Raw genomic sequence first — 24,934 nt, 5'->3', positions numbered from 1 at the left:
CTGGAAGCCGCCTGCCGGATCATCATCCTCGAAGACCAGCTCGAGGAAGCCCTCCAGCACAATCAGGACCTCCAGCGCCACCGGCCAGCGGAATCTGCCTGATTCACCGCCCGCACGCGGTCCTTCTCCGCCACGAGAGGGACCGTGCCTGCCGACTCGGGTCAGTCGGGCGTTCCGGCACTGATGTTCGCGCCCGCAGCCGTCACAGTCCAGGTAGAGCACTGGCAGCGGCTGCGGGTCGGCACGCAGCTCCCGCCACAGTTCGCCCAGCGCGGCCCGGAACTCGCGCCACTCCTGGCGTGCCGTGCCGGGCCCGGTCACTGGCTGGCGCGCAGGTAGGCCGGGGATGCGCCGGCCCCGCAGTTCGCAGCCGTCTCCGCACGCAGGTAGCTGTAGACGGTCTCGCGGCTGATGCCGTACTCGCGGGCCAGGTCGGCCTTGCGTTCGCCGGCGGCGACGCGTTCGCGGAGCCGGGTCGTCTGATCGGGGGTGAGTACGGGTTTGCGACCGGTGTAGATGCCGCGCTGCTTGGCCACGGCGATGCCCTCGCGCTGGCGTTCGAGGCTCAGGGCGCGTTCGAACTCGGCGAAGACGCCCAAGACCGAGAGCAGGAGGTTGGCCATCGGTGAGTCCTCGCCGGCGAAAGGTCAGGCTCTCTTCGACGAACTCGACCCGGACGCCTTTGCCTGCGCGGGGAGCACCTCGGGGCCGCGAACCGCGGTCAGGCCGTCCTGGGACCACCCCCGCCTGCGCGGGGGCACGCGGTGGCCTTGGCCGGCGCGGTCTTCAGGAGGGGATCCCGCCTGCGCGGGGGTGATCCCATCAGCTTCCGGTCGAGTGGGATCCGGGATCTTCGGCAGCATGGCCAGCAGGCGGCCACAGCGCTCAGCATGGCATCCAGCGCCGAGCCGACTAAAGCTGGAACATCCATGCTGGAGTTTGTTTCGCCCACACAAAATTCGTGAGCGTGAACGTATCGGACTTCAACGGCAGAGGATCCGCGACCGTCACCGCGAAGCTGACTCTCGACACTGGTTTTGTCGACCGGCACACACGTTCACGATCGTCAAGGAGGATGGGCAGTGGAAGGTGTGCGGACAGCCGTTCTAACGAGGTGTGCCGCGGCGTGACCGCGGCACACCTCTCATCGGAGGGCTGCCCGCTCCCCGCTGACGGTGGTCGCCGACCAGGCCCGCGCCGTCACACCGCTGTTCCGGCCGGCAACTGGTCGAGCACGAAGGGGACGATCTGCTCCAGGGGTGCCGTCGACTGGTACGCGCGGCAGAGTACCGCCGCACCCTCCAGGCTCGCCATCATCAGCTTGGCCAGCCGGTCCGCTCGTCCGGCGTCCTCACCGTACGTCACCAGCCCGTCGATCAGGGCGGTCAGCCAGACGTCGTACGCGTTGCGGCAGGCGACGGTCAGCCCCGCCGAGGTGGGTACCGAATCCAGGGTGATGGTGGTGATCGGCAGGCCCTCGGTGTAGTCGGAGGCCCGCAGATCGTTCGCGAAGTGGTCGGCCATGGCCTCCACCCAGGCGCGGGCGGTGCCGTGCTCGGTGCTGAGTTCGCGGATGAGCTGGTCGAACTCGACGGTCCACTCGGAGATCGCCGCCACGGCCATCTGCTCCTTCCCGCCGGGGAAGAGGAAGTAGACCGACCCGCGCGGCGCGCCGCTGTGCTTGATGATCTGAGCGAGTCCGGTGGCGTGGTACCCGTGCCTGCGCAACAGCGTGCGGGCACTGGCGATGATTCGTGCCCGGGTGTCGGACTTTGGCACGGTTCTCCTCCCTAACTGCCTTCGTTCCAGGGTCCTGTGAGGACGCCGCGAGCGGCGGCACCCTGGTCTCGCTCCGCGGCGTGATCACGTCACGGCCGCAGCCCGAGCACGAAGTAGCCAGCGAATGTAAGCAGAAGGTACAGCGCGGGCGACGCGGTCGGCCACCGGGGAGACGCCGACCTGACGAACCGCCATCCGGCCGTGAAGGGCAGCGCCAGGGGTACGACGGCCAGCAGCGCCCATGCCCCACCCGCTCGCTCCGCCAGGACGAACAGCAGCACGGCCGAGATCACCGGTGCGACCAGCGCGACGGTCGTCGTGCCGGCGAGCCCGAATACGTTGACGTAGGTGCGCTCACCCGGCTGCGGGGCTCGAGTGATCTTCTTCGCCAGTTCCAGGTGGACCGAGGCGAGCACGACGATGCCGATCGCGGGCAGCGCGTCGCGGCTCGGGCCGAGGCCGGTGCCGTGCAGGTAGCCGGCGTACAGGTACAGGTGCAGCAGCAACTGCGCCGGGAAGCTCACCAGCAGGCTCAGCACGAGGTTGTCGCCGGAAGGCCAGCGCAGCCGTTGATGGACGGCCACGACCAGCACGCCGTAGCCGAGCTGCGAGGCGAGGATCCCCATGGCCGCCGGGGTGCCGACGTTGAGGAGCAGCAGCGCTGTGGTGCCGGCCGCGTACAGCACGAGCAGGTCGCCGGTCCGCACGGCGCCGCCGGCCAGCGGGCGGTCCGGGCTGAGCCGGCGGTCGTAGTCGAGGTCCCGGATGTCGTCCAGCGCCCGCATGAGCAGCAGGTTGATCGCGAGGGTCAGCGCGGCGACGGCGGTGCCGGCGTCCGGTCTCCAGTGTGGCGCCCGCGGGTCGACGGCGGCGAACAGCCCCGTGACGCCGTAGGCCCAGGCGACGGCGAACAGCGCCGAGGGCAGTGGCGGGTAGCTGCCGGCGACGAAGCGGGCCCAGCGGGCGATCATGAGCTCGCCGCCGTCCCGCGCCACCGCACCGGCAGCGTCCACAGCCCGCGCATGAACATCTGGGTGCGCCAGTCGAGCTGAGCTTCGTCCACCGCGAGCTCCATCCGGTCGAGGTGCGGCAGGATCGCGGCAACCCCCTCCTGCAGCTCCACGCGGGCGTGCGCGGCGCCGAGGCACATGTGCCGTCCGTGGCCCAGGCCCAGGTGCGGATTCGGCGTGCGGCCGGGGCGGAGCTCGCCGCTGTCGGCGAAGACCTCCGGGTCCCGGTTCGCCGCGTCGGTGAGGGGGACGACGACCTGGCCCGCGCCGATGATCGTGCCGGACAGCTCTACCTCCGCGACGGCGACGTGCGGTTGCCCCCCGGTGCCGGCGAACCACACCCAGCGCAGCATCTCCTCGACGAACGGGGCGATCGCCGCCGGGTCCCGGCGCAGGGAGTCGGCCAGGTCCGGCCGGAGGAGCAGCTGCAACACACACATCGCCAGGTGCGATGCGGTCGTCTCGCCGCCCGCCATCAGCAGGCCGAACCCGAAGACCGCGATCTCCTGGGTGCTGAGCCGGGTCTCCTCCGGCGCCGTCAGAAGGGCGGTGAGCAGGTCGTCGCCGACGACGCCCGCCTCCATCGCCCGTTCGCGCGCCGCCAGCTGGTCGAAGAAGTACTCGTGCATGGCCTGATGAGCGGCCGTCACCTCGTCGGCGGGGAACCGGCCCGCCGACATCATCACCGTCACCCAGGGCAGCAGCCGGTCGAGGTCGCCGGCGGGGATCCCGAGCAGTTCGCAGATCACCTGGTACGGCAGGGGAGTGGTGAAGGCGGCGATCAGGTCGACGGTGGACTCCGCCGCGGTGATGTCGTCCAGCAGACGCCGTGCGATGGCGGCGACGCGGGGCCGGGCCCGTTCCGCGCTGCGGTGGGTGAACCAGGGCTGGACCGCGCGCCGCCGCCGGGTGTGCGTGGGTGCGTCGCTGGTGGCCAGGGCCAGCGCGGTGGACTCCCGGGCGAACAGGGTGCCGTTGCGCCAGGCCTCCCGGCTGAATCTCGGGTCGGCCAGCACGGTCTTGACATCGGCGTACCTGGTGACCAGCAGCGCCTGCCGGCCACCGGGTAGTTGCACGGGAACGAGCGGCTCGGCCGCGAACAGGTCCGCGTACTGCGGTGCGAGGTCGATGCCGGGCTGATCGGGGAACGGGTAGTGCGGGCACGCGCCGGTCGAGGGGGCCGCCTGCTCGGGTCGCACGCTCACCGGATCCACCCCGCGGCCGGTGCCGTCGCGGTCTCCTGCGCCCCGTGCCAGTATTCGCGGAACTCGGCGCAGCGGCCGTCGTCCGCGAACCGCAGCACCAGGCAGCCCGCGGCCGTCCGGGGCGTACCGGTGGCGGGGTCGTGCAGGATGCACCACCACTCGACGCAGGCGCGGCCGGCGTCCCCGACCGGGGTGCCGAACCAGACGACCGGGTCCTTCTGCCGCGACAGCGTCGCCGCCCAGTGTGCGGCGATCGCCTCCTGGCCGACGTGCGGAGGCCCGAACGGCCCCTGATGGTACGAGGCCTGCTCGGTGAACAGCGCGGCGATCGCCGCGGGATCGCGGTGGTGCCAGCCGGCCTCGAGGTCGTCGATCCATCGACTGACGTTCATACCGTCTCCTTGAGCTCGTCGGGCGCTCCGGTCGCCCAGGCGGGCAGGGCGGTGACCTCGACGACCGCGGCCGCGAGGGAGACACCCACCCCGTTGCTGATCATGAGGACGTGATCGCCCGGGCCGACCTGGTGCGACTTCACGAGATGGGTCAGGGCGACCAGGTGATCGCTGACCGACAGATGGCCCAGGCCGCGCCCGAGCTCGAGCATGCCCCGGGACGGGTCGATGCCGATCGGCTGCAGGACGCTGCGGATGTACCCTTCGCCCCCGGAGAACACGTGGGTGCTGCGGGCGACGTCCGCGGGGGTGATGCCGGCGTCGGCGATGGTGCGCAGGGCGAGCTCCGTGCGGGCTTCGGCCAGCGACTTCTTGGCCGCGACCGCCGCCTCCGGGAAGCGCCGGGTGAAATCGGTCAGCCGGCTGGCCACGTCCACCGGCCGATCGAAGGTGAGCGCCGGTGGGAACAGCGGGCCGTCCGGGCGGTTCATCTGCTCCAGCTCGGGCAGCGACGCGGAGCTCATCGCCTTGACCCGGGCGAATCCGTCCCGGGTGGACAGGACGACGGCGGTCGCGGCGTCGCCGATGATCGAGCCGCGGCTGATGTTCGTCCCGGACGCGTAGCGCCACCGGTCGAACCGCTGGACACCGAAGTTGTCCGCCCCGGTGACGAGCGCGGCGACCCGGCCCGGACCTCCGGTCAGGTAGCCGTGTGCCAGTTCCATGCTCGCCAGCACGCCGTTGCAGCCCTGCCGGACCTCCATGGCCGGGATCGTGCCGCCGACCGTGTGCCGCAGGATGTAGTGGTGCGGCGACCAGCCGTCCGGGCCCTGATCGCCGACCGAGGCGTGCAGCAGCAGAGCGATGTCGTCACTGGTGTGGCCCGAGCGCGCCAGCGCCTGGTTCGCCGCGATGACCGCCATCTCGGGTGCCGAGATGTTGCCCGCCACCGCCGCGCCGCTCCAGCCGCCGTTCTTCCAGTCCTGCTCGTCGTACCGGCCCTCGGCGACCGCTTGGTGCGCCGGGAACGGCTCAGGTACGTAGTTGCCCAATCCGGCCAGGTACAGGTTCTCGATGCGCATGGCTACTCCACGGATGCTTCGAACTCGGCTTCGGACAGCAGGCGGACCGTCCCGGTGCCGCCGTCGATCTCCAGGGGTGCGCCGTCCGCGATCACAGTGCTGGCGCCGGCGACCGCGACCACGGTGGGGATGCCCAGCAGCCGGCCGGTGATCGCGGTATGTGAGACCAGGCTGCCGCGTTCGACGACCATTCCCCTGGCGACCATCATCAGCGGCAACCAGCCCGGGTCGGTCTCTCTGGCGACCAGGATCCGGTCCGCGCAGGACTGCGGGGGTATCGCGGCGTCGCGCACGACCCGGGCCCGGCCGCGGACCCGGCCGTTGCTCGAGGCCAGCCCGCGCAGGACGCCGTCGGTCGCGGTCGTCTCGGGCGTACCGGCGTCGTGGCGTGACGCCAGCGCGATGCTGACGGGCACCCCGGCCCGGGTGGTGAAGTAGGCGGGCAGTCCCGGCTTGTCGGCCGCGGCGGACAGCTCGGCCTTGCGCCGCAGCGCCAGGTCGCGCAGGCCGGCGTCGGGCAGGGTGCCGTCGAAGGCGCCGAGCACCTCCTCCACCCGCAGGTGTGCCACGTCGCCGGCCTCGTCCAGCAACCCGGCGGCGACCAGCTGGTCGGCCAGCCGCCAGAGCACGTCGCGGGAGATCCCGTACAGCTGGCTGCGGCAGAACCGGGTGTCCTCCCGGGCCTTCACGAAGAACCGCAGGGACGCGACGAGGAGGCCGACGACCGCCCGGCGCGCCGGATTCGGGCAGGTCTCGCGTAGCGTACGCCGTGCCTCGGCCGAGGCACGCCGCTCGTCGGCGACGCTGCCGGCGACGGTCAGCCCCTGGGCGACGAACGGGCGCAACGTGGACAGGATCATCCAGGGCTGCTGGCGGGGCGTGACCACCTCCAGCTTCAGGTCGTGCAGCGCGCGGTCGCCGAAGCGGGCCAGGTGCCGGGCGAAGGCCCCGGCGACCTCGGCGCCGTACCGGCCGGCCGTGATGTCGCCCCAGACCTCGCGTTCGGGCTGCTCCAGCACCGCCCGGCGCAGCGCCGGCTGCCCGCCGGCCAGCTCCGCGAGCGCGATCGCCGAGCGGACCGACTCGAGCGTCCGGTTGGGTCTGCCACCGGACACGAGCGGGGGCAGCAGTGCCGCACCGTCGCGGGTCCAGCGGGTCAGCAGCACCGTGGCCAGCGCCAGCACGGCCAGGCCGAAGTAGCTGTTCACCATCGTGGTGCCCCACCGTCGTTCGGCTTCGGCCCACATGTGCCGGTACCGGACGATCAGCTCTTCGGTGGGGTGGCCGTCGAGTGATGCCGAGTCGGCGACGAACGCGTCCCACCACCGCAGGAACGAGCGGGTCTCCCGCGGCTGCCTGGCGAACAGCCACGCGAGTCGCGGCGCCGATCGGAGCACGCGCAGCCACGGCCGGCCGGCGCGATCGCGGGGCATGCCGGTGCGTTCGGTGAGCCCGAGCGAGCGTTCCCACAGCGGACGCATCAGGTCGAACCCGGGAATCTGTCCGTGCAGCGCGAACCACGCGTCCAGCCGGTAGTACACCTGGCCGTCCAGGTGGCCGATCATCCGGCTCAGGTGGTGCCGGTTGCCGCGCAACGACCGGTCGCTCACGCCCATGCGCCGGTAGAAGTCGGTGAACCCCATCTGGTAGAAGACGCACGCCTGGGAGTAGGTCAGTGTGCTGGTCAGCCCGGGGAAGCTCTCGGTGAGGTTGTGATTGGTCCAGGGCACCTCCGTGCCGTCCGGCTGTTGCTCCAGGACCGCGGGCCTCGCCTGTACGAGGTGGATCGTCCCGTCCGCGGTGATGGTCCCCTCGATGTCCTGCGGCCCGCCGAACAGCTTCTCCACGGTGCCGGCCAGCGCGCACACCTCGCGCACCTCCGCGGAGCTGAGCACCGGCTCCTGCGCACGGTCCGCGGGCACCGGCAGCGAGACCGGTCCGGCGCCGGGCCGCTGCGGATCGAGGCCGACCATCGTGGCCTTGGCCCCGGCGTCGACCTCGATCGCCCCGGTCGCTCCGTCCACGAAGAAGTGGTCGATGTCGGCCTTCTCCTGCACGATTCCTTCCCCGATACCGTGCGCGGCGGCGATCACCCGGCGATCGGCCCCGGTGCGCGGGTCGCGGGTGAAGGCGACGAACGACCGCGTGCCCAGCATCATGCGCTGCACGCCGACCGCGACCCGGGCGGTGGTCGGGTCGAGGCCACGCCGTACCCGGTAGAGGACCGCCTCGGGGTTGTACGCGGAGGCCCAGCAGTCCACGACGCGGGCCAGCACGGCGTCGCGGCTGACGTACAGGTAGCTGTCGGACAGGCCGGCGAACGGGTCGCCGGCGCCGTCCTCACCGGCCCCGTCGGCGGTCGCGACCACGCAGGCCCGGACGGCGACGAGGCCGCCGGCTCCGGCAAGCGCGTCGAACGCGGTCAGCACCTGATCGGCAAGCCCGGCGGGTACGACGCCGGCGCGGATCCGATCGCGGTTGGCGCTCGCCCAGGCGACGAGCTCCCCGGTGTCGGCGCGCGGCCCGGGAAACGGCGTGGCGGCCGGCGTCAGGTCCGCGAACGCCTGCCCGGTCAGGCAGTAGAAGCGGGGTACCGGGAGTCCGGCCTCGCGCATCCGGTCCTGCCGGGCGAACTTGTGTCCCACGAGAGTCGGGTCGGCCAGTCCGGGTCCGTCGAGAACGAGCTGCATGGCCTACCACACTCCCGGCAGCAGACGCGCGCGTCCGCGGGAGTAGGTGCCGTAGCCGGGAACGTCCAGCAGCACCCGTTCCTCGACGCCGATCCGCCAGATCACCACCGCGCACAGCGCCACGAGCAGCACGGCGCTGAGCGGGTTGACGAAGAAGGCCACGAATCCGGCGTTGGCCAGCAGCATCCCGGTGTACGCGGGGTGCCGCACCAACCGGTACGGGCCGGTGGTCACGATCGAGTGGTCCGAGTAGCGGACGACGTGGTGGGAGTAGAACCGGCCCAGCGTCCTGATGGCCACCAGCCGCAGCGTCACGGCGCCGATGAACAGCGCGATCGGCACGGCCATCCACACCGACAGCCGGTCCCACCGCAGCGGCCACAGCGCGGCGGAGACGCCGACGCCGGCCCGGGTCAGCGCGTACGGCAGCAGGGTGTTGTTCTCGGCGGACTCCTGCGCCGGGTGACGCACGGTGATCCGGGCTTCGACCAGGATCCACAGCAGATATACGCCGCAGAGCAGCGCGGCGACCAGATGCGGCGGCCGGTTCGCCTGGGCGGCATGGGCGACGATCGCCACGACGAACAGGGCAACCGTGGTCGGCAACAGCGCACGCAAGCCCGCGACGACTACGCGTTGGTTCATGAGGTGGTCCTCCTGTTGTCCCGGAACCGGGCATATTCGGCGGGGCTGAGCGTCTTGCTGGCGAATCGCAGCGATCCGAGCGCCGGGCCCTGGCCGTCGGCGGGTACCAGATCGAGGTGGAACTTGGCCTTTGCGCTTGTGATCGGCGCCTCCCGCCAGCGCAGTGCCACCGCGAGCGAGCGCGGCAGCCGGACGGGCAGGTCCGCGGTCACTCCGATCCAGAGCATGCAGGCGTCCAGCGGCCAGCGGGCGATGCGGTGCGGCAGCCAGGTCGAGAACTGCCGGCCGGCCTCGAGGAGGTGCTCGGCCGCGTGCATGCCGGGTCGGTGCCCGGCGAGGCGGTGCTCTCGCGGCGGCGGCAGGACCAGGGCGTTGACATACCCGCCGCTGTGCCAGGGATCGCCGATCATGATGTTTTCGTCGCGGGCCCGGTGCACCAGGGCCGCGCTCGCCGGCACCGACCGGCTCGCCTCGATCCGGCAGTCGCGCCCGGGCACGTCGGCCGCGGGGGAGAACTCGAACCAGCCGTCGGCGACGGTCACCGAGTCCTGGATGATCTGGACGTCGCCCCGCTCGGTACCGCCGGAGAGCAGCAGCGTGGGGGCCGGATCGAGCTCGCAGACGTTCCGGAAGGTCATGGCACCCCGGACCCGGCCGTCATAATCGTCGTCGGCGCAGGTGCGTGCCAGCTCGACCATGCCGCACACGAGCAGCATGCCGGGCACATGGTCGAGGGGGTGATCGAAGTAGAACGGATCGCTCTGGTCGACACGCAGGCGGGCCATCCGGTCACCTGTGCCGGGCAGCCGGTCGACTGGGCCGAGCAAACCGGGTGGTGCGTCGTCCCTCAACGCTGTCGCCGGACTGCGCTGCTTCATCGCGGGCACCTCACGTCCTTGATCGGCGAGTCTGAATGTCGGTCGGCTGGTCTTGCGGGACCAGCGGTCGAGGTACAGGACCTCTTCGGCGGGGCGGTGCGCTCGACTCAATGTAGGTGGACCGACCGTCATAGTTCGATAGACTATGATCACTCTTACACCCGCGGTTCCATCTAGTGAGATCGATGCACCCGGGTGGGGTGGGTCCGGAGGCCCGCCCAGGCCGGGCGGATCGGCGAAACCCGCACGTCGTCCTGCGTACGGACCGCGGCAGCCAGGCGCACCCGGAGGCTCCGGCGTCCGGCGCGACGCCACGGCACCCCATCGCGGAGCCGGCGCCGTACTCGCCGGCGCCCCGCTCGCCGGGGCTCGGGCACGCGCCCGTAAACCTTTTCACGTACCGTCGCGGCACGTGGTAGTCGACATGCCGTTACTGACCGTGCCCGCCCTCTGCTGTTCTACTTCGGCTTCTTCGCCGCATACAACTACGCCTATGCGTTCGCGGCGCTGTCCCGGCGCCGTCCGCCCACGGTGAGCCCCTCGCCCGACGCCCGGGTCGCGGTCGTCGTCGTCTCGTTCAACGAGCGCGAGGTCATCGCCGGCACCGTTGCGGCGTGTGAGCGGGTGTCCTATCAGAACAAAGTCGTCATCGTCGGTGACGACTCGAAGGACCCGGAGACGATCGCCATCCTGCGCCGGCTGACGGCCGAGCGCGGCTGCACGCCGTGGAAGCCGATGACCTGCCTGCCCTGCACACCCTCGTGGCCAGTCTGGGCCGTGACCACGTCGCGGTCACTGCCGGACTCACCCTGCCCTACAGCTCCGGCGCCGTCGAAGGCCAGGTCAACCGCATCAAGCTCGTCCCTACCAGTGAGCACGCGCATCAAGTCACTCTCCATAAGTACCGACCGGAGTGATGGTCGACCCACCGGTGCACGTTTCCAACCGAGCTGAGTGCGTACTCGGCAGTTGGCCGGAGTCCGGCAATTGCTTCCACGTGGGTGCGCTGAGGTGGCGCTCAGCAGGGGGCCAGACAATGATCAGATGCACGAACCTACCGGGGATCCGAGCCGGGCCGCCGTCGACGCCTTGGTCCGTGCGATCGCCGAGCGGACTGCCGCTCGCGACGCCGCCGGTGCGGCGCGGCTGCGCCTGAAGGTGGCGTTGCGGCTGAGCGACGCCGGGCACTGGGGTGATGCCATCGAGTCCGCCGAGCAGGCACGACGCGACCTGACCCGGGCCGGGCTCGCCGACGACGCGATGACCGCCCGCTATCTACTGGCCGGGCTCTACTCCCATGTCGCCGGACACCGGCAGGAAATTCGGGACCTGCTGGACGAGTTGCTGTCCGCGCCCTCGCTCCCGCCAGCGCTGCCGTCCCGGGCCGCTCTGCTGGAAAGGGCGGCCGAAATCAACAGCCAGGAGCACGGTGCCGCCATGCTGCTGGAGGCCGCCGACCTCTACCGGGATGCGGGCGACAAGGATGCGGAGACGCGTGTGCTGCTTGGCGTGCTGAGCCGCGGCCTGCCACCCGGATCATGGCCGCTGGTCTCCCGGCTGGACGAACTGATCAAAGCCGGCCTGGTGCCGGAAAGGTCGCTGCCCGCCGTGCAGGCCGAGCTGTGCCGGCTCGAAGCCGAAAGTGGCCAGCCGCGGGCATCGCTGGATCGGGCCCGGCGGCACCCGGGCGATCATGCCGTCCTGCGCCTGCGGGAAGCGTGGGCGCTGCTGATGCTGGGCCGCCACGCTGACGCCGAGGAGCTGGCCGAGCCCTGGGCCGCTGACGCGAATGGCCTCTATTTCTGGGAGGCCTGCCTGATCGTGGTGCGGAGCCTGCAAGCGCGTGACCGGCAGGCCGACGCCGAGGCGTTTCTGGCCGGGCACGACCTGAATCTCCACGACATGGACGATGTCTACTTTGATTGACCCGCGCTCGGCGGCTCGTCACCATCCGTGGCGAGTCCACCAAGAGTGAGCCAGAGCCCATCAACCTGTCGCTCAACACTCTGGCTCAGTTTTTGTGGGCTCATCACCACCTATGGCGATCCGCTGAGAGCGGAGCGCGTCGTCTGCGGCAGCTCTGGATGCAGTTGTAGCGGGAGCGTTGCGACACGAGCTCGCGGGGTGGCATGGGTGCCTCCGCACGTCCGTACCGTAAAGGGGATGAGTGTTCAGAGGTTCTGGGAGCTGGTGGAAGCAGCGCGGGTTTCGGCGGTAGATCCGACGGATGCAGATTCGGTGGGGCGGCGGGCACGGGAGCTGCTCGATGAGATGCCTCTGGGCGAGGTCGCCGCGCTGGCGCGTGCGGAGTGGGAGTTGCGGGCGCGGTCCTACCGGGTGGATCTGTGGGGTGCTGCCTATCTGATCAACGGCGGTTGCTCGGACGACGGGTTCGAGTATTTCCGGGGCTGGCTAATGGCGCAGGGGCGCGACGTGTTCGAGCGTGCGGTGGCCGATCCGGACACCCTCGCCGACGTGCCCGCGGTGCGGGAGGGGCTGGATCTCGAGGCTGAGGACATGTTCGGGGTGGCGGACAGCGTCTACTGGGACCGGACCGGCCAGGCGCCAACGGACACCGCGGACTACCCGCAGCTGAGCGCGTTCTGGGACCGCGACGACAAGGAGGAGAGACGCCGCCGGCTGCCGCGCCTCGACGCCGTCCTCGGTTAGATTCTCTCGTCGATTACCCGAGTGCCGTAGCCTGCGTGATCGACAGGTCAGGGGCTAGAAACGCGCACTGATCCGCCGTCCGTCAACTGGTCAGGGATCTACGGAGTGTGGCTTGATGTCCGGGCTGATTTCGGCACCTTGATCGGGGACCAGCCTGTTCGGCACCCTGGGCATCCCCAGCCCGAGGTCGAGCCGGTAGAACACCGGCTTCCAGCAGTCAGGTGTCGCGCGCCGACCGGTCGTGATCATGGGCCCGAGGCTACGGGCGATGTACCGGTTAACAGCCCATTACCCGGCGGATGTAGGCGGCGGTGGCTGGCGCAGGGCACACCCGTCCAAAAAGCTGTAAGGCTTCCGGTCGTGATGGACCGAGGATTTGTTGGTCGAAAGTCGGTGACCGCGATGATCGCTGTGGTCCGGCGGCCCGGCGCGGGTGCGCCGTTGCAGCCGTACTCGAGGCCGTCGAGGTGCGCCCCGAGCGCCAGTACGCTGCGTACCCTGAGGGTTCAGGCCGCCTTTCGACGGTTGCGCCAGAGTACGAACATGGCCACGACACCGGCGACCAGCAGCGCGACCAGCGGGCCGGCGCCGTTGCCGGCGGCTGGCAGGGTGATGTTGTTGCCGCAGGATGACGTGTTCCAGGTGGCGGTGGCAACTTGGCCGCCGACCCACCAGAGCACTGTGGTGTCGCTGGTGATCCAGTCGGTGGCGAAGGTGGCCGGGTGGATGCCCGGCTCGAAGTCGGTGGTCACCGTGGCTGTGGTGTTCTGGGTCCTGCCGCCGAGCAGGTAGAGGCGGTTGTTGTCGCCGGCTGGGATGGTGGCCGCCTTGGTGGCGGTGTAGCCGTAGACCGCTCGGTAGGTGTTGTTCTTGCTGTTCTTCAGCACGCAGTTGGCGGTCGGTGTGCCGGGTAACGTCTGCCAGGCGGCTGCCGCGGGGCTGGCGGTCAGTGTTACCGCGGCGGCGATGGCCATGACCAGCGCGGCGGTAGCGGCCGCGATCAGGCTGACCCTGCGGCGCCGGAACCGGGGCACGGGAGGCATGGGCTTCCTCGGCGGTCATAAGGCGTTGACGCTTGACTGATCGGGTGCTGCGGTTCGCCGTTTGAGTGCTAAGCGGTTGCGGCGGTGTCCGTTCCTCGGTGTTGTCCGAGGCAGGGCGGGGACGCCTGTGGTCGGCCCTGAAGCCGGTTTCGATATGGCGGAACCGGTCCGTGGACCGCGTTTCTAGATCTTCGACGGGTGGGGGTGTTCCGTGTCCTGGTTGGTCAGGGCTGTGTCGTGCACCTGTACGCCGTTCTTGCCCAGGTGCTTGGCGTGGTACATGGCGATGTCGGCGCGGCGCATCAGTTCCTGCGGGGTGTCGGCGAGGCGGCCGGTCGCGACGCCGATGCTGGCCCGGACGGTGATCTGGTCGTCGTCGCCCAGAAGCACCGGTGCCGCGGCCGCACCGGCCAGGATTCGTTCGGCGGTGGCGACCGCGTTCGCCTCGTCGGGCGTTTCGGTGATCAGCACGACGAACTCGTCGCCGCCGAGACGGGCCACCACATCGCCGGTACCTACGCCGGCACGCAGGATCCGGCCGAACTCGGTCAGCATCGTGTCACCGGCGGCATGCCCGTACACATCGTTGACCAGTTTGAAGCCGTCCAGGTCGATGAGCAGCAACGCGATGCGCGTGTCCTGGCCGACCAGCTCGGCGAGGCGGGCATCGAGCCCGGCTCGGTTGGTCAGGCCGGTCAGCGGGTCGTGCAGCACCATCCGTTGCAGTTCCAGCTCGCGTTCGCGCAATCGTGTCTCGACCTGCTCGCGGCGTTCGATGTCGTCGCGCAGGGCGGCGGTCGCGGCGTCGACTTTGCTCATCGCCCGGTTCCGCGCGCTGGCCAGCAACCCGACGATCAGGGTGAGCAACGCGTTGATCGTCATGGCCACCCGGAACGTGGTGCCGGCGATACCCTCCCGGCTCTCGTGGAGCAGCGCCTCGGTCGGGTACGCCTTGAGTGTCCAGGTGCGTTCACCGATGGTGATGCGCCTGATCCGGTCCAGCGACCGCGGGTAGCTTCGGGCCCGGTTGGCGGAGGCGGCGGCGACCGTCTGTACGCGGGCGCCGTTCGACTCGAAAAGATCGGCGGCTGTCGCGCCGTGCGTCTGTGCCTGCAGCGTCGTGGTCAGCAGGTCGTGGCCGTGTACGCCCATCGTGAGCCAGCCGCGGAATTGGTTGCCGGTGCGGTACACCGGCACCGCGAGCCGGAACGAGAGTTGCTGCTGTGAGACCGGCAGGGTGCGGTCGGTCAGCAGCACGTACGCGCGGCTGACCGCGAAGCCACCGTAGGACCGGGAGTCCCGCAAGGCTTCGGCCGCCTCGGGAACACCGAACTGATCCGTGCCGGCCTCCCGGTGTCGGCCGTCGAACGAGCGTCTGAGGATGGTGAACGCGTGCTGGCCGTCGGCGGTGGTGGCCGGTTTCAGCGTCAGGTCCTGCGCGCCCCGCCGCCGCCAGTAGGACTGCAGGTCGGCGACACCGGCATCGGTTGTGTCCTCGACCAGGTCGAGTGAGGTCGCGCCGGGCAGCCGGCGGTTGCTGACCGTGTTGGTGATCCAGGCGAAGTCCGCGGCAGTGAGGTCGCGTTGGGCCCCGATGGCGACCGCTACGTCGGTGAGCATGTCGCCGTACCGTTGGATCTCGGTGTTGATCGCCTGGCTGAGGTCGTTGGTGTCGAGGTCCATGACGTGGGCGGCGCTGCGCTGTTCGTAGGTGCGCTGGGCAGCCCACGATGCGGCGGTCCCGATCATGGCGACGATCAGGACGAGAGCGATGCCGGTCCAGCGTCGCCAGTTCGACCGGACAGCCATTCGCACCATGGCCGACAGATCGGTCGCGAGCCGCCCGGCTGAAGCATTCGGGCCTACAACGGGGCACCCGATGCGACCCGGACGAACCGAGCTGATCTTGTTCTTCAATCCGTACGGCGGGGTTTGGTGCCCTTCTTGTGATGGGTAGGCCGTTGATGCGCCTGGCCGGTAATTAGTATGAGTCCCATGTCGTGACGGGTCGCTGTGCCGGTTGCGGGAGCCGGGTGGCCGTCTGGGATCGGGTCGGCTCGGTTTCAGTGCATGCGCTGGCGAGCCGCTGGTCGCACGGAGGTTCCGAAACCCTCGCCGTACCCGAACTGGTGCCATCGGTCGTGCCCGGGCCGGCGTAGGTCCCTGCGCGAGAGGCCGGGCGAGGCGCTGTTGAGTATGCGCGGCCAGTACCAGCCAGGTCCATCGGTCGGCCGCGTCAGGGTCACGTAGCTTCGGGGGCGGTCCAGCCCAGTGTCTGTTTGAGCAGGCGGAAGGTGTGTTCGATATCGAAGCGGCGCAGGAACGCCTGCCAGCAACGGTCGCCATCGGTAGCGGCGGTGGCGTCGATCTTGGATCACCACCACGCCGGCTACGGGCCACCACGAACGGGCATCCGGTCGAGGGTCAACCAGATCACGGTCCCGGCGATGATCGGCAGCGGCTCGTCGTGGCCGTCCCACGCGGCGCGGCGGGTCAGACGCGGGTGCAGCCGGTCCCACGCCTGGGCTGGCGCCTGGCCGGAGAGGCGGGTCTCGGTGACCGTGACCGAGTGCTCGGCACCCCAGATGGCCGGGTCGCCGAGGACGAACTCGCCGCGGTGCTTGGCCGGTCGCCGCGCTGCGGCTAATACACCCGCGGCGGAGTCGAGCGGCGCAGCACCCGGTCCGAGCGCATCCGGCCGAGGATCTCCATCCGCAGGTCACGTAGCAGCCAGGTGATCCGCGGCGCCTCGTGGCCGGCGTCCAACACGATCATGATCTCGCGGTCTCCGGGCTTCCACTGCCCTGTGGCGATGAGGCCATCGACGAGCTGGCGGATCTGCGCGCAGGGTGATCGCGGTGAAATCCGCTGCTGGCGGCAACCGCACCGCGTCCATCAGCGCGGTCCAGACGGGCCGGCCAGTCTCCAACGCGGCGACGAACGAGTACGGCCAGCCCGGGATCATCCGGTGCTCGTCCTTGCGCCCCGACCGTAGGTGTGGCAGAACGAGCGCTGCGGACTACAGGAACCGTCGGGGCGCAGCCACGGCGAGACGTCCACCGCCAGCACCGGGCGGCCGCCCGCGGCAACGGCAACCCGGCCAGCCTGCCGGCACAGCGGCCGCTCGTCCGACGAGTGCACGGATCTAGCCGATGAGAGCGCGTTGTCTGCATCTTTGCAGGGGTTTATGGGCCTGGATACTCCGCGTGAAGATCGCCGTCGAACAGGCGCCAGCAGAAGTCGTTCATCCGGGCGGCGGCCGGGGCGTGTCGGCCGACGATCTCCGCAGCGGGCGCCGGCGCGTCCGGTGGGATGTCGCCTGCCGCGCATCGGCGCACGAACTGGTTGCGGGCGACGGGACCGCCGCTGGCCAGCACGGGCACGCCGCACACCGTAGTGACCAGCCAGTTCACCAGCCGCATCGAAGCGTAGTCGGCATCGTGGCCAGCGTTGCGGTCGGCGAAGCTACGCTCGGCGTCCGGCAGGTCGAAGCGCGGTGAGGTGGGCGCCGGTACCGCGGCACTGTCCTGGTCTATCTGGCGACCTCGATCGGGGCGTGCGGCCGGGTTCATCTGCCGACCGGCGACCCGCACGCTGGCCCGCCGCCAGCGGGTACCTGCGACTTCGTGGCGCCGGACGAGGTTCTGGAGCGCTTACCGGGTCGCATCAGGCCGGCCGTGCTTATGTTTCTCCGGCCGCCGGCCGCCGGCCGCCAGCCGCCAGCCCCCGGTCGGTGAATCGCCAGCGCGCGTGGCGGAGGACATCGCGTGGGGATGGTTGCTTAGCCGGTGTGGCCGGGCGGGCACCGGTCGGTCCCGCCGCGACCGCCTGGCTTCACGGGCGGTCGAGCCGCAACACCCGGTGCCAGCGGTCGTCGATCGGGTTGTCCGGTTCCAACTCGCCCTCGGCGACTGGCACAAACCCCGCCTTCTCCAAGGCCCGCCAAGACGCCCGGTTCGCCGCAACAACCGGCACCACGACACATGACGACTGCGGTAGCTCAGACCAGGTATGGGTGGTGAAGGCCGCGATCATCGAGGGGCCTAGGCCACGCCCCACGTCCCCTGGCTCACCGATGAGGTAATCGACGCTGACGGCCCCCGGCGGTGGCAGGTAGACGGGCGTCATCTCGGCCAGATACTGCGGATAGTCACTCCACCAGCAACGCTGCAACAATCCGACCGGGCGTCCGGCCAGCAACGCCAGCCAGTCCTCGTTCGGCTCCTCACCGCGTGCCGACGGCCCGAAGTCACGCTCCACCGCGTCAGGGGACCACTCATGGTTCCACCACCGAGCGACGTGTCGATAGGACAGCCAGCGAGCGAGCAACGGAAAGTCGCCGGTAGTCACCCGCCGGAACGTCCAAGTCGCCACCATGTCATGTACGCGAGGTTCGCGCACGGCTCGGCCTCCCTGTTCAGACTGGAACTGGCTCTTCGATGGCGATTAGGGAAAGGTGCGCCTGACCTGCAAGGATTTGCAGTGTCTATATCAAGTCCATCGTAGACTCCGCTGGGCGACCTCGTCGGCGTTATGTTGGTGAAGGTACCTTTTCGCGGGGCGGCTTTCGGCCGGGCCAGCCCTGGCCGGACTGGTCGGCATCACCCTGGACGCCACCCCGGACGACTCGTGGCGGCAACTACGCCACGCCGTACGTGACGCGGCGACGGCGGTGCTCGGCCCGGACGCGGGTCGCGCCGATGGCCGGCCCTGGGCGAGGCGCTCGGTGCTGTCGTTCCATTTTCTTGGAAGCGGAACAGGTCTTCCGCGATGTGTTCATGCGGAGCGGCGGTTCCAAGCAGCAGGATCTTGCCCCGCACGACGTTCCAGAAGTCGTTTCACAACCTGGCGTTCCGGAAGTCGGTCCGGGGATGACTTCTGGCACCGGTTCCTTGTATGCCTCCGTTCCGGTCGGCTGCCGCCGAGCTGGATCGGGTGTGCCGGCGTAGGGCAGCCGGTGATGGCCGCCGGGCGCAGGTAGCTGTAGACCGCCTTCCGGCTGATACCGAACTCCCTGGCCAGCGAGGACTCCTTCTCGCCGGCGGCGGCCCGCTCGCGCAACTGCTGGGCCTGCTCGGTGGTGAGGGCGGGTTTGCGGCAGGTGTAGGAGCCGCGCTGTTTGGCCGCGGCGATGCCCTCGCGTTGGCGCTCGAGGATCAGGGCGCGTTCGAACTCGGCGAAGGCGCCCATGGCCGAGAGCCGGAGGTTGGCCATCGGGGGAGTGCTCGTCGGTGAGGGGCAGGTACTCCTTGACGAACTCCACCCGGACACCCTTGCCGGTCAGGTTGCACACGAGCCGGCGCAGGTCGTCGAGGTTGTAAGCGAGCCGGTTCATGGAGTGCATGATGACGGTGTCGCTGTCGCGGACGAACGCGATCAGCTCGTCGAGCTTGGGTCTCGATTTCCGAAGTCCTCTGCACGGATGACCGTGCTCCTGTGCACGTATGGACGGAGAGGCGGGATCCTGGCGGTACAGCGGGGATCCCGCCCCGGTGCTGGTTAGTTGCCGGTGGTCAGGTGGTCGAGTAGCCAGCCGGTCAGAGCGCGGGCGGCGCCCGCCAGGATGGCGGTGATCACGGCGAGGGTGATCCGGGTGCGGCGCGGCTCGGGGTTGTTGGGGTGCTGCGGGGATCTTCGTCGATGTCGGGAACGGCCGACTTCATGGCGTGGAGGCACTGATGCGCTGGCAGCACTCGACCGAAGGACTGCTGGGTGCGGGAGTTCGTCCCGCTGATCGAGAGCACCGGGCTGATCCATGACATGACCCGCCATGTTCTGCGGCTCGCGGCCGACCAGGCGGGTCAGTGGTTTCGTGCGGGAGAGGCGGTGCCGATCTCCATCAACATCTCGACCCGCTGCCTACTCGATGTCACGCTGCCCGACACGGCGCAAGCGGTCCTGGGCTCGGCCGGGTCCCGCCTCCCTGCTGACGCTGGAGATCACCGACAGCGCGATCATGGCCGACCCCCCACGGATCCCCGCCGACCAATGCGAACAAATTTTCGACCTGTTCTACCGCAACGACGCCATACGTCACGGCGGCATCCCCGGCAGCGGCCTGGGCCTCACCCTCGCCCGCGCCATCGCCGAACAGCACAATGGCACTCTCGCCGTCAGCGAATCGGATGAAGCCACCACCACCTTCACCATCCGACTGCCCCGCGGCCTATGACTGAGCTTTCCAGCCTGACGTTGCAGGTCAGGCTGGTAGCCACGGCCCAGGGATCGGTCTATACAAGAGCATGGCAGGACTATGAGTCGCCAGTTTGGACCGCGCCGATCTCCACCGTCCGGGGATCCGATGCCGAGTCAAACCCCCAGAGCGGCCCAGCCCGGAAACGGATGCTGGATGAACGCGGACGACTTAGCGGAAGCGACAACCTTGGCTATCTGTTCCAGCGCGGCCTCGATGGCGTCCGGTCCCTTGTATCGCGCTCCCCGCTGCGGATCTTCATAGGTGCCGCCAGTGATGGCAGCGAGGGTTGCCGCGCCCAGGCATTGCATAGTGACCTCGGCGATGAGCGGTGGATAGCGGGTCGTGAGAGTCACCTCGCGCTTGTCGGCGTACAGCTCGAAACCGGTAACGTTCGGCCCGGTGAGGTCCATGCCGATCAGTGACCTCGGCGCTGAGTCCAGCCGGAACGGAACGAATCCACCCTTCGACGAAGCCAGGTCGAAGCCGGGGTAGATCTCGACCTGAAGACCCTGTGCGGCGAGCGCTTCTTCCCATCGGGTCGCAAGGTCGGCCGGACGCTGCCTGGTCGAGACCACAAGATCGAATCCCATGGCGCGGCACTTTACCGCACATTCGCCATCGCGAATGGTGACCAACGGGTCCTGTCCCAATGCCACCCAGGGCGTGTTTCATAACTGGTCATAGCCACTCGCAGATGATGGTGATGGTGAGGACTGCCTGGTAGCGGACGGCGAGTTTGTCGTATCTGGTCGCGACGGCTCGGTGGCGCTTGAGACGGTTGATACCGCACTCGACGGCGTGGCGCTGTCGATAGACGGCTGGATCGAAGGCCGGCAGGCGGCCGCCCTTGGAGCCTCTCGCTTTGCGGTGGGCATCCTGGTCGCTCTTGCTGGGAATACATGCCCGGATACCGCGAGACCGCAGGTGGGCGCGGTTGCCTTTCGACGTGTAGGCCTTGTCCGCGAGGACAAGATCGGGACGGGTACGCGGTGCTCCGCCACCGAGCCGCGCGACACGGACCTTGCGCAGGACCGGGATGAACTGCGGGCTGTCGCCGCGCTGCCCGGCGGTGACGACCAGCGCCAGGACCTTCTGACCTTGCTCGCACGCCAGATGCGTCTTGGTGGTCAGGCCGCCGCGCTCAGTGATCCGCGAGCAACTGCCGGTTTTCGAAGTCGTCCGTAATCTTCGGCCCGCGTCAGCAGCAGGGGCGGGCTCCCGCCGGTACCGCGCGGATAGCCGCCCAGAGCCGGTCAGTTGGCGTTGGTTAGGTGGTCGAGGAGCCAGCCGGCAAGAGCGCGGGTGGCGCCGGCAAGGGCGCCGGTAATCAGGGCAAGGGCGATGCGGGTGCGGCGCTGCTCGGGGTCGCGGGGGCACTGCGGAGATCGGGTCATCGGATGCTCCCTGAGAGAGTCGAGATGAAGGTGGAGCCGGCGCCGGCTTGCGTACTCAGACTCGGGCGTCTCGAAAGGGCGACCCGAGTGCCGACGGGTGGCGGGAAGGAGACGGCGGGGGGAGCGGTGGGGCATCATCGGTCGGCGATGGATGCCGATAAGTTCCGACCAGTGCACCGCCCACTCGCGGCGGATGCCGGGCGTGCCCGGGTGCGCCGCCCGCGGAATCTGGCCCGCCCTGCGCTCGATGCCGGCCCCCAGCAGCAGGTGCGTGAGCTGCTTTACGACCTGCACGAGAAATCAGGTCGGCTCGCACTGGAAAGCCTGGCGAATCGGATCGCCGACGACGACCGCCTCGACGGCTCGCCAAAGAAGGACCTGATCCGCCGGATCATCTCTGAGGGTGGCCCGGCGGCTTTGGAGGATGTCCTGGCGGTCGCCCGGACGCTGGCGCGGGCCTGCGGTCAGGATGAGCATTCCGTCGCCGCGCAGGTCATCCAGTTGATGCGCTCACCGCGGCAGCCGCCTGTGCCGACGCCGTTGTTGTCGCCGCGGTCGGCGTATCTGGCGCAGATCCGCCAGATCGCTCCGCCCACGTTGATAAGCCGTGAGACGGAGTTGCAGCGGCTGGCCGGGTTCTGCCTCGACGAACAGGTCGGTACGTATGCGTGGTGGCAGGCGCCGCCATGGGCGGGCAAGTCGGCGTTGTTGTCGACGTTCGTGCTGAATCCGCCCGAGATGGTGCGCTCGCGGGTCCAGGTAGTGGCATTCTTCATCACCGCCCGGTTCGCGGCACAGGACACTCGTCAGGCGTTCACCGCAGTGGTTGGTGAACAGTTGGCCGCGTTGACCGGTCAGCGAGTACCGGCGGTGATCGACGAGTCGTTGCGGGAGGCGTGGCTGCTGGACCTCATCGCCCAGGCTGCGGAGGGCTGTCAGCGACGGGGGACGCGGCTGGTGCTGCTGGTCGACGGCCTCGACGAGGACCGGGGAGTCACCACCGGCCCGTACGCGCGCAGCATCGCCGCGCTACTGCCCGGTGCCCCGCCAGCCGGGATGCGGGTTATCGTGGCCGGACGGCCTAACCCGCCGGTGCCCGACGACGTGCCCGACTGGCATCCGCTCCGCGATCCGGACATCATCCGGCCACTCCCCAGCTCCCCGCACGCCCGTGACCTGCAACGGCTAGGGCAGACCGAGCTGAAACGACTCTTGACGGGCAGCCCTATCGAACAAGACCTCCTCGGATTGCTGACCGCGGCCCGAGGGGGTCTGTCCAGCGACGATCTACACGAACTGACCGATGCCGGGTTGACCGAGATCGAGGAGGTGCTGCACAGCGTGGCCGGGCGCACCTTCACCCGCCGCTCCACGCAATTGGCCGCGGCAGGCGGACTGGTGGTGTATCTGCTCGGTCACGAGGAGCTTTACGCCGCCGCCCGCCGCTACCTCGGCGAAGTCCGCCTGACCGGCTACCGCAGTCGGTTGCATGTGTGGGCAGACCGCTACCGCCACCCCGGCCACGACGGTTCGCCGTGGCCGCACGGCACCCCGGAGTACCTACTATTCGGCTACTCCCGGATGCTCAGCACCGACGGCGACATTTCCCGGCTGGTAGACCTGGTCACCGACCCAGATCGCCACGACCGGATGCTCGATTCGACCGGCGGCGACGCCGCAGCTCTCGCCGAGATCTTGACCTGCCAAAATCTTGTACTCGCCGGCCCGGGACCTGACCTCGAAGCGATGCTGCGGCTGTGCCTCCGCCGTAACCACCTCGCCGATCGCAACGATCACATTCCCGCCAACCTGCCCGTCCTCTTGACCACACTTGGACAACGTGCCCGGGCCGAAGCCCTTGCCAGCTCGATCACCGACCCTTTCCTGCGGGCCCTGGCGCTGGCCGAGGTGGCCAGGGTGATCGCCGGCATGGGCGACTTCGATCACGCCCGGCGCCTTGCTGATCAGGCCGAAACCATCGCGCGCTCGGTCATCGAGCCGGAGGCTCACGCACATGCACTGACCACGGTAGCCACGGCCAACGTCGCCGCCGGACGCCTCGCCCGCGCTGCGGCCTTAGCCAGCTCGATCGACGACCCGCCGGAACGAGCGCATGCGCTGGCCAAAGTAACCAGGATGATCACCGGGCCGGGTGACCGTGAGCAGGCCAAACGCTTCGCCGCTCACGCCGAGACGTTGGCTCGCTCGAACACTAACCCGTTCGAGCAGACCCAAATATTGGCGGAAGCTGCCAGAGCAATCGCCCACACGGGAGACCTCGATCATGCCCGGCGCCTTGCTGATCAGGCCGAAACCATCGCGCGCTCAATCACATCTCCGGGGCTGCAGGAAGCGGCGCTTGCTACGGCAGCCCACGCCCTCGTCACCGCTGGAGAATTGGATCGAGCCGGGATCGTAGCCAGCTTGATCGACGAACCGGTCCACCAGGGAGCGTTGCTCGCCGAGGTAGCAGAGGCGAGTGCCCATACGGGAGACGTCGTCCGGGCCCGGCACTTTGCCGATCGGGCCGAGACCGTAGCCCGCCTGATCACCGACCCGTACCACCAAGCCGACACACTGGTCGCGGTGGCCGCGGCGATCGCCGCCACCGGAGACCTCGATCATGCCCGGCGCCTTGCCGATCAGGCCGAAACCGTAGCCCGCCTGATCACCGATGGGGACTACCGAACGCCCGCCATGGCCGCAACAGCCAACGCGATCGCCATCGCCGGCGACTTCCTCCGAGCCGGGGTCCTGGCCCGCTCAATCGCCGACCCGAATCGTCGAGCACAGGCATTAGCCGAAGTAGCCAAGGTGATCTCCGGTACGGGAGACTTCGTCCAGGCCCGGCACCTTGCTGATCAGAGCGAGACCATAGCGCGCTCGATTACCGACTCGAGTCCTCAAGCCAAGGCGCTGACCGAGGCAGCCCAGGCGTTCGCCAGCGCTGGAGAACCTGACCGAGCCGGAGCCATAGCCCGCTCGATCACCGAACCGGTCTTACAAGTCCAGGCACTGACCGCAGTAGCCAAGGTGGTAGCCGGTACAGGAGATGTCGATCGGGCCCGGCACCTTGCCGATCACGCCGAGACCGCAGCCCGGCTGATCACTGATTCGTACCATCAGGCGCAAACACTGGTCGCAGTGGCCGAGGCAATCGCCGCCACCGGAGACCTCGACCAGGCCCGGCACCTTGCTGATCAGGCCGAAACCGTAGCCCGCTCGATAACCGCGCCAGATCGACAGACCCGGGCACTAGCCGACGTAGTCAGTGGGATAGCCACCGTTGACCCCGACCGCGCCGAAGCCATAGCCCGCTCGATCACCGAGCCGGACCGGCAGGCACAGGCGCTAGCCGACGTAGTCAGTGGGATAGCCACCGTTGACCCCGACCGCGCCGTGAAAGTAACGCGCTCGATCACCGAGCCGGACCAGCGCGCCCGGGCGCTAGCCGACCTCGCCAGTGGGATAGCCACCGTCGACCCGGACCGTGCCGTGACCATAGCCCTGTCGATTACCGTGCCGTACCGACAGGCACGGGCGCTGGCCGCAGTAACCGAGAGAATCTCCGCCACCGGCGACCTGGGCCGAGCCGAGGCCATAGCCCGCTCCATCACCGAGCCGGACCAACAGGCACGAGCGTTGACCGCCGTAGCCAAAACCGTCGCCACCACCGGCGACCTAACGCGCGCTGGGCGGCTTCTGGCTTGGGCATTGGCGGCGGCGTCATGGAAAGTGTCGTTGTTGATGTTAGGCAAGCACTGGCCACAGGTGGTGCACCGGCATATAGGCGCGTTGTCGGGGAACCAACGTTCGTGAGGCGGCCATACCTGCCCGACTGCGCGGACTCATCGGCCAAGGCCAAAGAGGCGACCTGTCGGCCGCCGGACAGACTTCATCGATATCCCCAGCGCATAAACGATGCTCGGGACGTCCATCCCAAGATCATC

23 protein-coding genes and 5 pseudogenes are annotated in these 24,934 nt (G+C 69.3%); 7 read left to right on the top strand and 21 right to left on the bottom strand.

The features are described 5' to 3' along the window. Window positions 1-102, top strand: a pseudogene (locus CHC09_RS48065) (MerR family DNA-binding transcriptional regulator); the annotation flags it as partial. A 215-nt stretch (window positions 103-317) separates the two neighbouring features. Here CHC09_RS48065 and CHC09_RS34220 read toward each other — a convergent pair. The 10 genes from CHC09_RS34220 to CHC09_RS48060 all read right to left on the bottom strand — a co-directional run bounded on the left by CHC09_RS34220 (window position 318) and on the right by CHC09_RS48060 (window position 10,565). After that, on the bottom strand, window positions 318-623 hold the full coding sequence (locus tag CHC09_RS34220) for a recombinase family protein (protein WP_239138648.1): 306 nt from the start codon (window positions 621-623) through the stop codon (window positions 318-320). A gap of 577 nt (window positions 624-1,200) precedes the next feature. After that, window positions 1,201-1,779, bottom strand: coding sequence for a TetR/AcrR family transcriptional regulator (locus tag CHC09_RS34215; protein WP_179277407.1), 579 nt, complete (start codon window positions 1,777-1,779; stop codon window positions 1,201-1,203). Window positions 1,780-1,868: 89 nt separating this feature from the next. After that, complete coding sequence (locus tag CHC09_RS34210) at window positions 1,869-2,792, bottom strand: UbiA prenyltransferase family protein (protein ID WP_089297393.1); 924 nt, start codon at window positions 2,790-2,792, stop codon at window positions 1,869-1,871. Then, window positions 2,747-3,994 carry a cytochrome P450 gene (locus CHC09_RS34205; protein ID WP_143232765.1) on the bottom strand — a complete coding sequence of 416 codons (1,248 nt, stop codon included), beginning with the start codon at window positions 3,992-3,994 and terminating at the stop codon, window positions 2,747-2,749. Before CHC09_RS34205 ends, CHC09_RS34210 begins: the two co-directional genes overlap by 46 nt. Further along, window positions 3,991-4,386, bottom strand: a complete 396-nt coding sequence (locus tag CHC09_RS34200) for a nuclear transport factor 2 family protein (protein WP_089297391.1) — start codon at window positions 4,384-4,386, stop codon at window positions 3,991-3,993. The genes CHC09_RS34205 and CHC09_RS34200 overlap by 4 nt, the downstream gene beginning before the upstream one ends. Further along, a complete protein-coding gene (locus CHC09_RS34195; RefSeq protein WP_089297390.1) occupies window positions 4,383-5,468 on the bottom strand; it encodes a ketoacyl-ACP synthase III family protein in 1,086 nt (361 codons plus the stop codon). Before CHC09_RS34195 ends, CHC09_RS34200 begins: the two co-directional genes overlap by 4 nt. Window positions 5,469-5,470: 2 nt before the next feature. Beyond that, on the bottom strand, window positions 5,471-8,158 hold the full coding sequence (locus CHC09_RS34190) for a PEP/pyruvate-binding domain-containing protein (RefSeq protein ID WP_089297389.1): 2,688 nt from the start codon (window positions 8,156-8,158) through the stop codon (window positions 5,471-5,473). 3 nt (window positions 8,159-8,161) lie between these two features. Then, complete coding sequence (locus CHC09_RS34185; RefSeq protein WP_089297388.1) at window positions 8,162-8,803, bottom strand: methyltransferase family protein; 642 nt, start codon at window positions 8,801-8,803, stop codon at window positions 8,162-8,164. Continuing rightward, on the bottom strand, window positions 8,800-9,681 hold the full coding sequence (locus CHC09_RS46760; RefSeq protein ID WP_203833278.1) for an AfsA-related hotdog domain-containing protein: 882 nt from the start codon (window positions 9,679-9,681) through the stop codon (window positions 8,800-8,802). Before CHC09_RS46760 ends, CHC09_RS34185 begins: the two co-directional genes overlap by 4 nt. A gap of 632 nt (window positions 9,682-10,313) precedes the next feature. After that, window positions 10,314-10,565 carry a hypothetical protein gene (locus tag CHC09_RS48060; protein ID WP_244911622.1) on the bottom strand — a complete coding sequence of 84 codons (252 nt, stop codon included), beginning with the start codon at window positions 10,563-10,565 and terminating at the stop codon, window positions 10,314-10,316. 160 nt (window positions 10,566-10,725) lie between these two features. On the opposite strand from CHC09_RS48060, the gene CHC09_RS34170 reads away from it, so the two are divergent. Next, window positions 10,726-11,607: a hypothetical protein gene (locus CHC09_RS34170; RefSeq protein WP_089297386.1), complete on the top strand. Its 882-nt coding sequence runs from the start codon at window positions 10,726-10,728 to the stop codon at window positions 11,605-11,607. A gap of 237 nt (window positions 11,608-11,844) precedes the next feature. Then, on the top strand, window positions 11,845-12,351 hold the full coding sequence (locus CHC09_RS34165; protein ID WP_089297385.1) for a DUF4240 domain-containing protein: 507 nt from the start codon (window positions 11,845-11,847) through the stop codon (window positions 12,349-12,351). A 90-nt stretch (window positions 12,352-12,441) separates the two neighbouring features. On the opposite strand, the gene CHC09_RS46750 is transcribed toward CHC09_RS34165, so the two are convergent. The 3 genes from CHC09_RS46750 to CHC09_RS34155 form a co-directional block, all read right to left on the bottom strand. Beyond that, window positions 12,442-12,600, bottom strand: coding sequence for a hypothetical protein (locus CHC09_RS46750; protein WP_179277405.1), 159 nt, complete (start codon window positions 12,598-12,600; stop codon window positions 12,442-12,444). Between the two features lie 257 nt (window positions 12,601-12,857). Next, complete coding sequence (locus tag CHC09_RS34160) at window positions 12,858-13,394, bottom strand: hypothetical protein (protein WP_143232764.1); 537 nt, start codon at window positions 13,392-13,394, stop codon at window positions 12,858-12,860. Between the two features lie 183 nt (window positions 13,395-13,577). Further along, window positions 13,578-15,203, bottom strand: a complete 1,626-nt coding sequence (locus CHC09_RS34155; protein ID WP_239138647.1) for a sensor domain-containing diguanylate cyclase — start codon at window positions 15,201-15,203, stop codon at window positions 13,578-13,580. Between the two features lie 487 nt (window positions 15,204-15,690). Between CHC09_RS34155 and CHC09_RS47245 the strand changes: the two genes are divergently transcribed. Then, a complete protein-coding gene (locus tag CHC09_RS47245; RefSeq protein ID WP_203833291.1) occupies window positions 15,691-16,041 on the top strand; it encodes a hypothetical protein in 351 nt (116 codons plus the stop codon). On the opposite strand, the pseudogene CHC09_RS48055 reads toward CHC09_RS47245, so the two are convergent. The 5 genes and pseudogenes from CHC09_RS48055 to CHC09_RS48900 all read right to left on the bottom strand — a co-directional run. Then, window positions 16,038-16,454 (bottom strand): annotated as a pseudogene (locus CHC09_RS48055) (transposase). The gene CHC09_RS47245 and the pseudogene CHC09_RS48055 overlap by 4 nt on opposite strands. Window positions 16,455-16,579: 125 nt before the next feature. Beyond that, window positions 16,580-16,966 (bottom strand): hypothetical protein, encoded by a 387-nt coding sequence (locus CHC09_RS48050; RefSeq protein WP_239138646.1) that lies wholly within the window; start codon window positions 16,964-16,966, stop codon window positions 16,580-16,582. Window positions 16,967-17,228: 262 nt separating this feature from the next. Continuing rightward, window positions 17,229-17,771 (bottom strand): GNAT family N-acetyltransferase, encoded by a 543-nt coding sequence (locus tag CHC09_RS34140; protein WP_203833277.1) that lies wholly within the window; start codon window positions 17,769-17,771, stop codon window positions 17,229-17,231. A 399-nt stretch (window positions 17,772-18,170) separates the two neighbouring features. Then, window positions 18,171-18,584: a helix-turn-helix domain-containing protein gene (locus CHC09_RS48905; protein WP_239138654.1), complete on the bottom strand. Its 414-nt coding sequence runs from the start codon at window positions 18,582-18,584 to the stop codon at window positions 18,171-18,173. Window positions 18,585-18,678: 94 nt separating this feature from the next. Continuing rightward, a pseudogene (locus tag CHC09_RS48900) lies at window positions 18,679-18,771 on the bottom strand (recombinase family protein); the annotation flags it as partial. Window positions 18,772-19,106: 335 nt separating this feature from the next. On the opposite strand from CHC09_RS48900, the pseudogene CHC09_RS49035 reads away from it, so the two are divergent. Together CHC09_RS49035 and CHC09_RS46735 are read left to right on the top strand one after the other, a co-directional pair. After that, window positions 19,107-19,286, top strand: a pseudogene (locus CHC09_RS49035) (EAL domain-containing protein); the annotation flags it as partial. Next, window positions 19,261-19,566 (top strand): sensor histidine kinase, encoded by a 306-nt coding sequence (locus tag CHC09_RS46735; protein ID WP_089297382.1) that lies wholly within the window; start codon window positions 19,261-19,263, stop codon window positions 19,564-19,566. The pseudogene CHC09_RS49035 and the gene CHC09_RS46735, both read left to right, overlap by 26 nt. 137 nt (window positions 19,567-19,703) lie before the next feature. Here the strand turns inward: CHC09_RS46735 and CHC09_RS34120 are convergent, their stop codons facing one another. From CHC09_RS34120 to CHC09_RS46730, 3 genes and pseudogenes are all read right to left on the bottom strand, one after another. Continuing rightward, window positions 19,704-20,180: a hypothetical protein gene (locus CHC09_RS34120; protein ID WP_089297381.1), complete on the bottom strand. Its 477-nt coding sequence runs from the start codon at window positions 20,178-20,180 to the stop codon at window positions 19,704-19,706. Window positions 20,181-20,268: 88 nt separating this feature from the next. After that, window positions 20,269-20,730, bottom strand: a pseudogene (locus tag CHC09_RS34115) (IS5 family transposase); the annotation flags it as partial. A gap of 113 nt (window positions 20,731-20,843) precedes the next feature. After that, complete coding sequence (locus tag CHC09_RS46730; protein ID WP_179277388.1) at window positions 20,844-20,984, bottom strand: hypothetical protein; 141 nt, start codon at window positions 20,982-20,984, stop codon at window positions 20,844-20,846. 147 nt (window positions 20,985-21,131) lie between these two features. Between CHC09_RS46730 and CHC09_RS34110 the strand changes: the two genes are divergently transcribed. Further along, entirely contained in the window at window positions 21,132-24,803 is a 3,672-nt protein-coding gene (locus CHC09_RS34110; protein ID WP_143232761.1) for a hypothetical protein, read from the top strand. The last annotated feature ends 131 nt before the right edge of the window (window positions 24,804-24,934 follow it).

The organism is Actinoplanes regularis (assembly GCF_900188005.1).
GTDB classification, from domain to species: Bacteria; Actinomycetota; Actinomycetes; order Mycobacteriales; family Micromonosporaceae; genus Actinoplanes; species Actinoplanes regularis.
This window is presented reverse-complemented; position numbering and strand designations above follow the sequence as displayed.

What these genes read in the sequence shown, in the direction of transcription:
- CHC09_RS34220 (WP_239138648.1), bottom strand. Translation starts at nt 623, where the DNA reads ATGGCCAACCTCCTGCTCTCGGTCTTGGGCGTCTTCGCCGAGTTCGAA.
- CHC09_RS34200 (WP_089297391.1), bottom strand. Translation starts at nt 4,386, where the DNA reads ATGAACGTCAGTCGATGGATCGACGACCTCGAGGCCGGCTGGCACCAC.
- CHC09_RS34195 (WP_089297390.1), bottom strand. Translation starts at nt 5,468, where the DNA reads ATGCGCATCGAGAACCTGTACCTGGCCGGATTGGGCAACTACGTACCT.
- CHC09_RS34190 (WP_089297389.1), bottom strand. Translation starts at nt 8,158, where the DNA reads ATGCAGCTCGTTCTCGACGGACCCGGACTGGCCGACCCGACTCTCGTG.
- CHC09_RS34185 (WP_089297388.1), bottom strand. Translation starts at nt 8,803, where the DNA reads ATGAACCAACGCGTAGTCGTCGCGGGCTTGCGTGCGCTGTTGCCGACC.
- CHC09_RS46760 (WP_203833278.1), bottom strand. Translation starts at nt 9,681, where the DNA reads ATGAAGCAGCGCAGTCCGGCGACAGCGTTGAGGGACGACGCACCACCC.
- CHC09_RS48060 (WP_244911622.1), bottom strand. Translation starts at nt 10,565, where the DNA reads ATGCGCGTGCTCACTGGTAGGGACGAGCTTGATGCGGTTGACCTGGCC.
- CHC09_RS34170 (WP_089297386.1), top strand. Translation starts at nt 10,726, where the DNA reads ATGCACGAACCTACCGGGGATCCGAGCCGGGCCGCCGTCGACGCCTTG.
- CHC09_RS34165 (WP_089297385.1), top strand. Translation starts at nt 11,845, where the DNA reads ATGAGTGTTCAGAGGTTCTGGGAGCTGGTGGAAGCAGCGCGGGTTTCG.
- CHC09_RS46750 (WP_179277405.1), bottom strand. Translation starts at nt 12,600, where the DNA reads ATGATCACGACCGGTCGGCGCGCGACACCTGACTGCTGGAAGCCGGTG.
- CHC09_RS34160 (WP_143232764.1), bottom strand. Translation starts at nt 13,394, where the DNA reads ATGCCTCCCGTGCCCCGGTTCCGGCGCCGCAGGGTCAGCCTGATCGCG.
- CHC09_RS34155 (WP_239138647.1), bottom strand. Translation starts at nt 15,203, where the DNA reads ATGGCTGTCCGGTCGAACTGGCGACGCTGGACCGGCATCGCTCTCGTC.
- CHC09_RS48050 (WP_239138646.1), bottom strand. Translation starts at nt 16,966, where the DNA reads ATGAACCCGGCCGCACGCCCCGATCGAGGTCGCCAGATAGACCAGGAC.
- CHC09_RS34140 (WP_203833277.1), bottom strand. Translation starts at nt 17,771, where the DNA reads ATGGTGGCGACTTGGACGTTCCGGCGGGTGACTACCGGCGACTTTCCG.
- CHC09_RS48905 (WP_239138654.1), bottom strand. Translation starts at nt 18,584, where the DNA reads ATGGGCGCCTTCGCCGAGTTCGAACGCGCCCTGATCCTCGAGCGCCAA.
- CHC09_RS46735 (WP_089297382.1), top strand. Translation starts at nt 19,261, where the DNA reads ATGTCACGCTGCCCGACACGGCGCAAGCGGTCCTGGGCTCGGCCGGGT.
- CHC09_RS34120 (WP_089297381.1), bottom strand. Translation starts at nt 20,180, where the DNA reads ATGGGATTCGATCTTGTGGTCTCGACCAGGCAGCGTCCGGCCGACCTT.
- CHC09_RS46730 (WP_179277388.1), bottom strand. Translation starts at nt 20,984, where the DNA reads ATGACCCGATCTCCGCAGTGCCCCCGCGACCCCGAGCAGCGCCGCACC.
- CHC09_RS34110 (WP_143232761.1), top strand. Translation starts at nt 21,132, where the DNA reads ATGGATGCCGATAAGTTCCGACCAGTGCACCGCCCACTCGCGGCGGAT.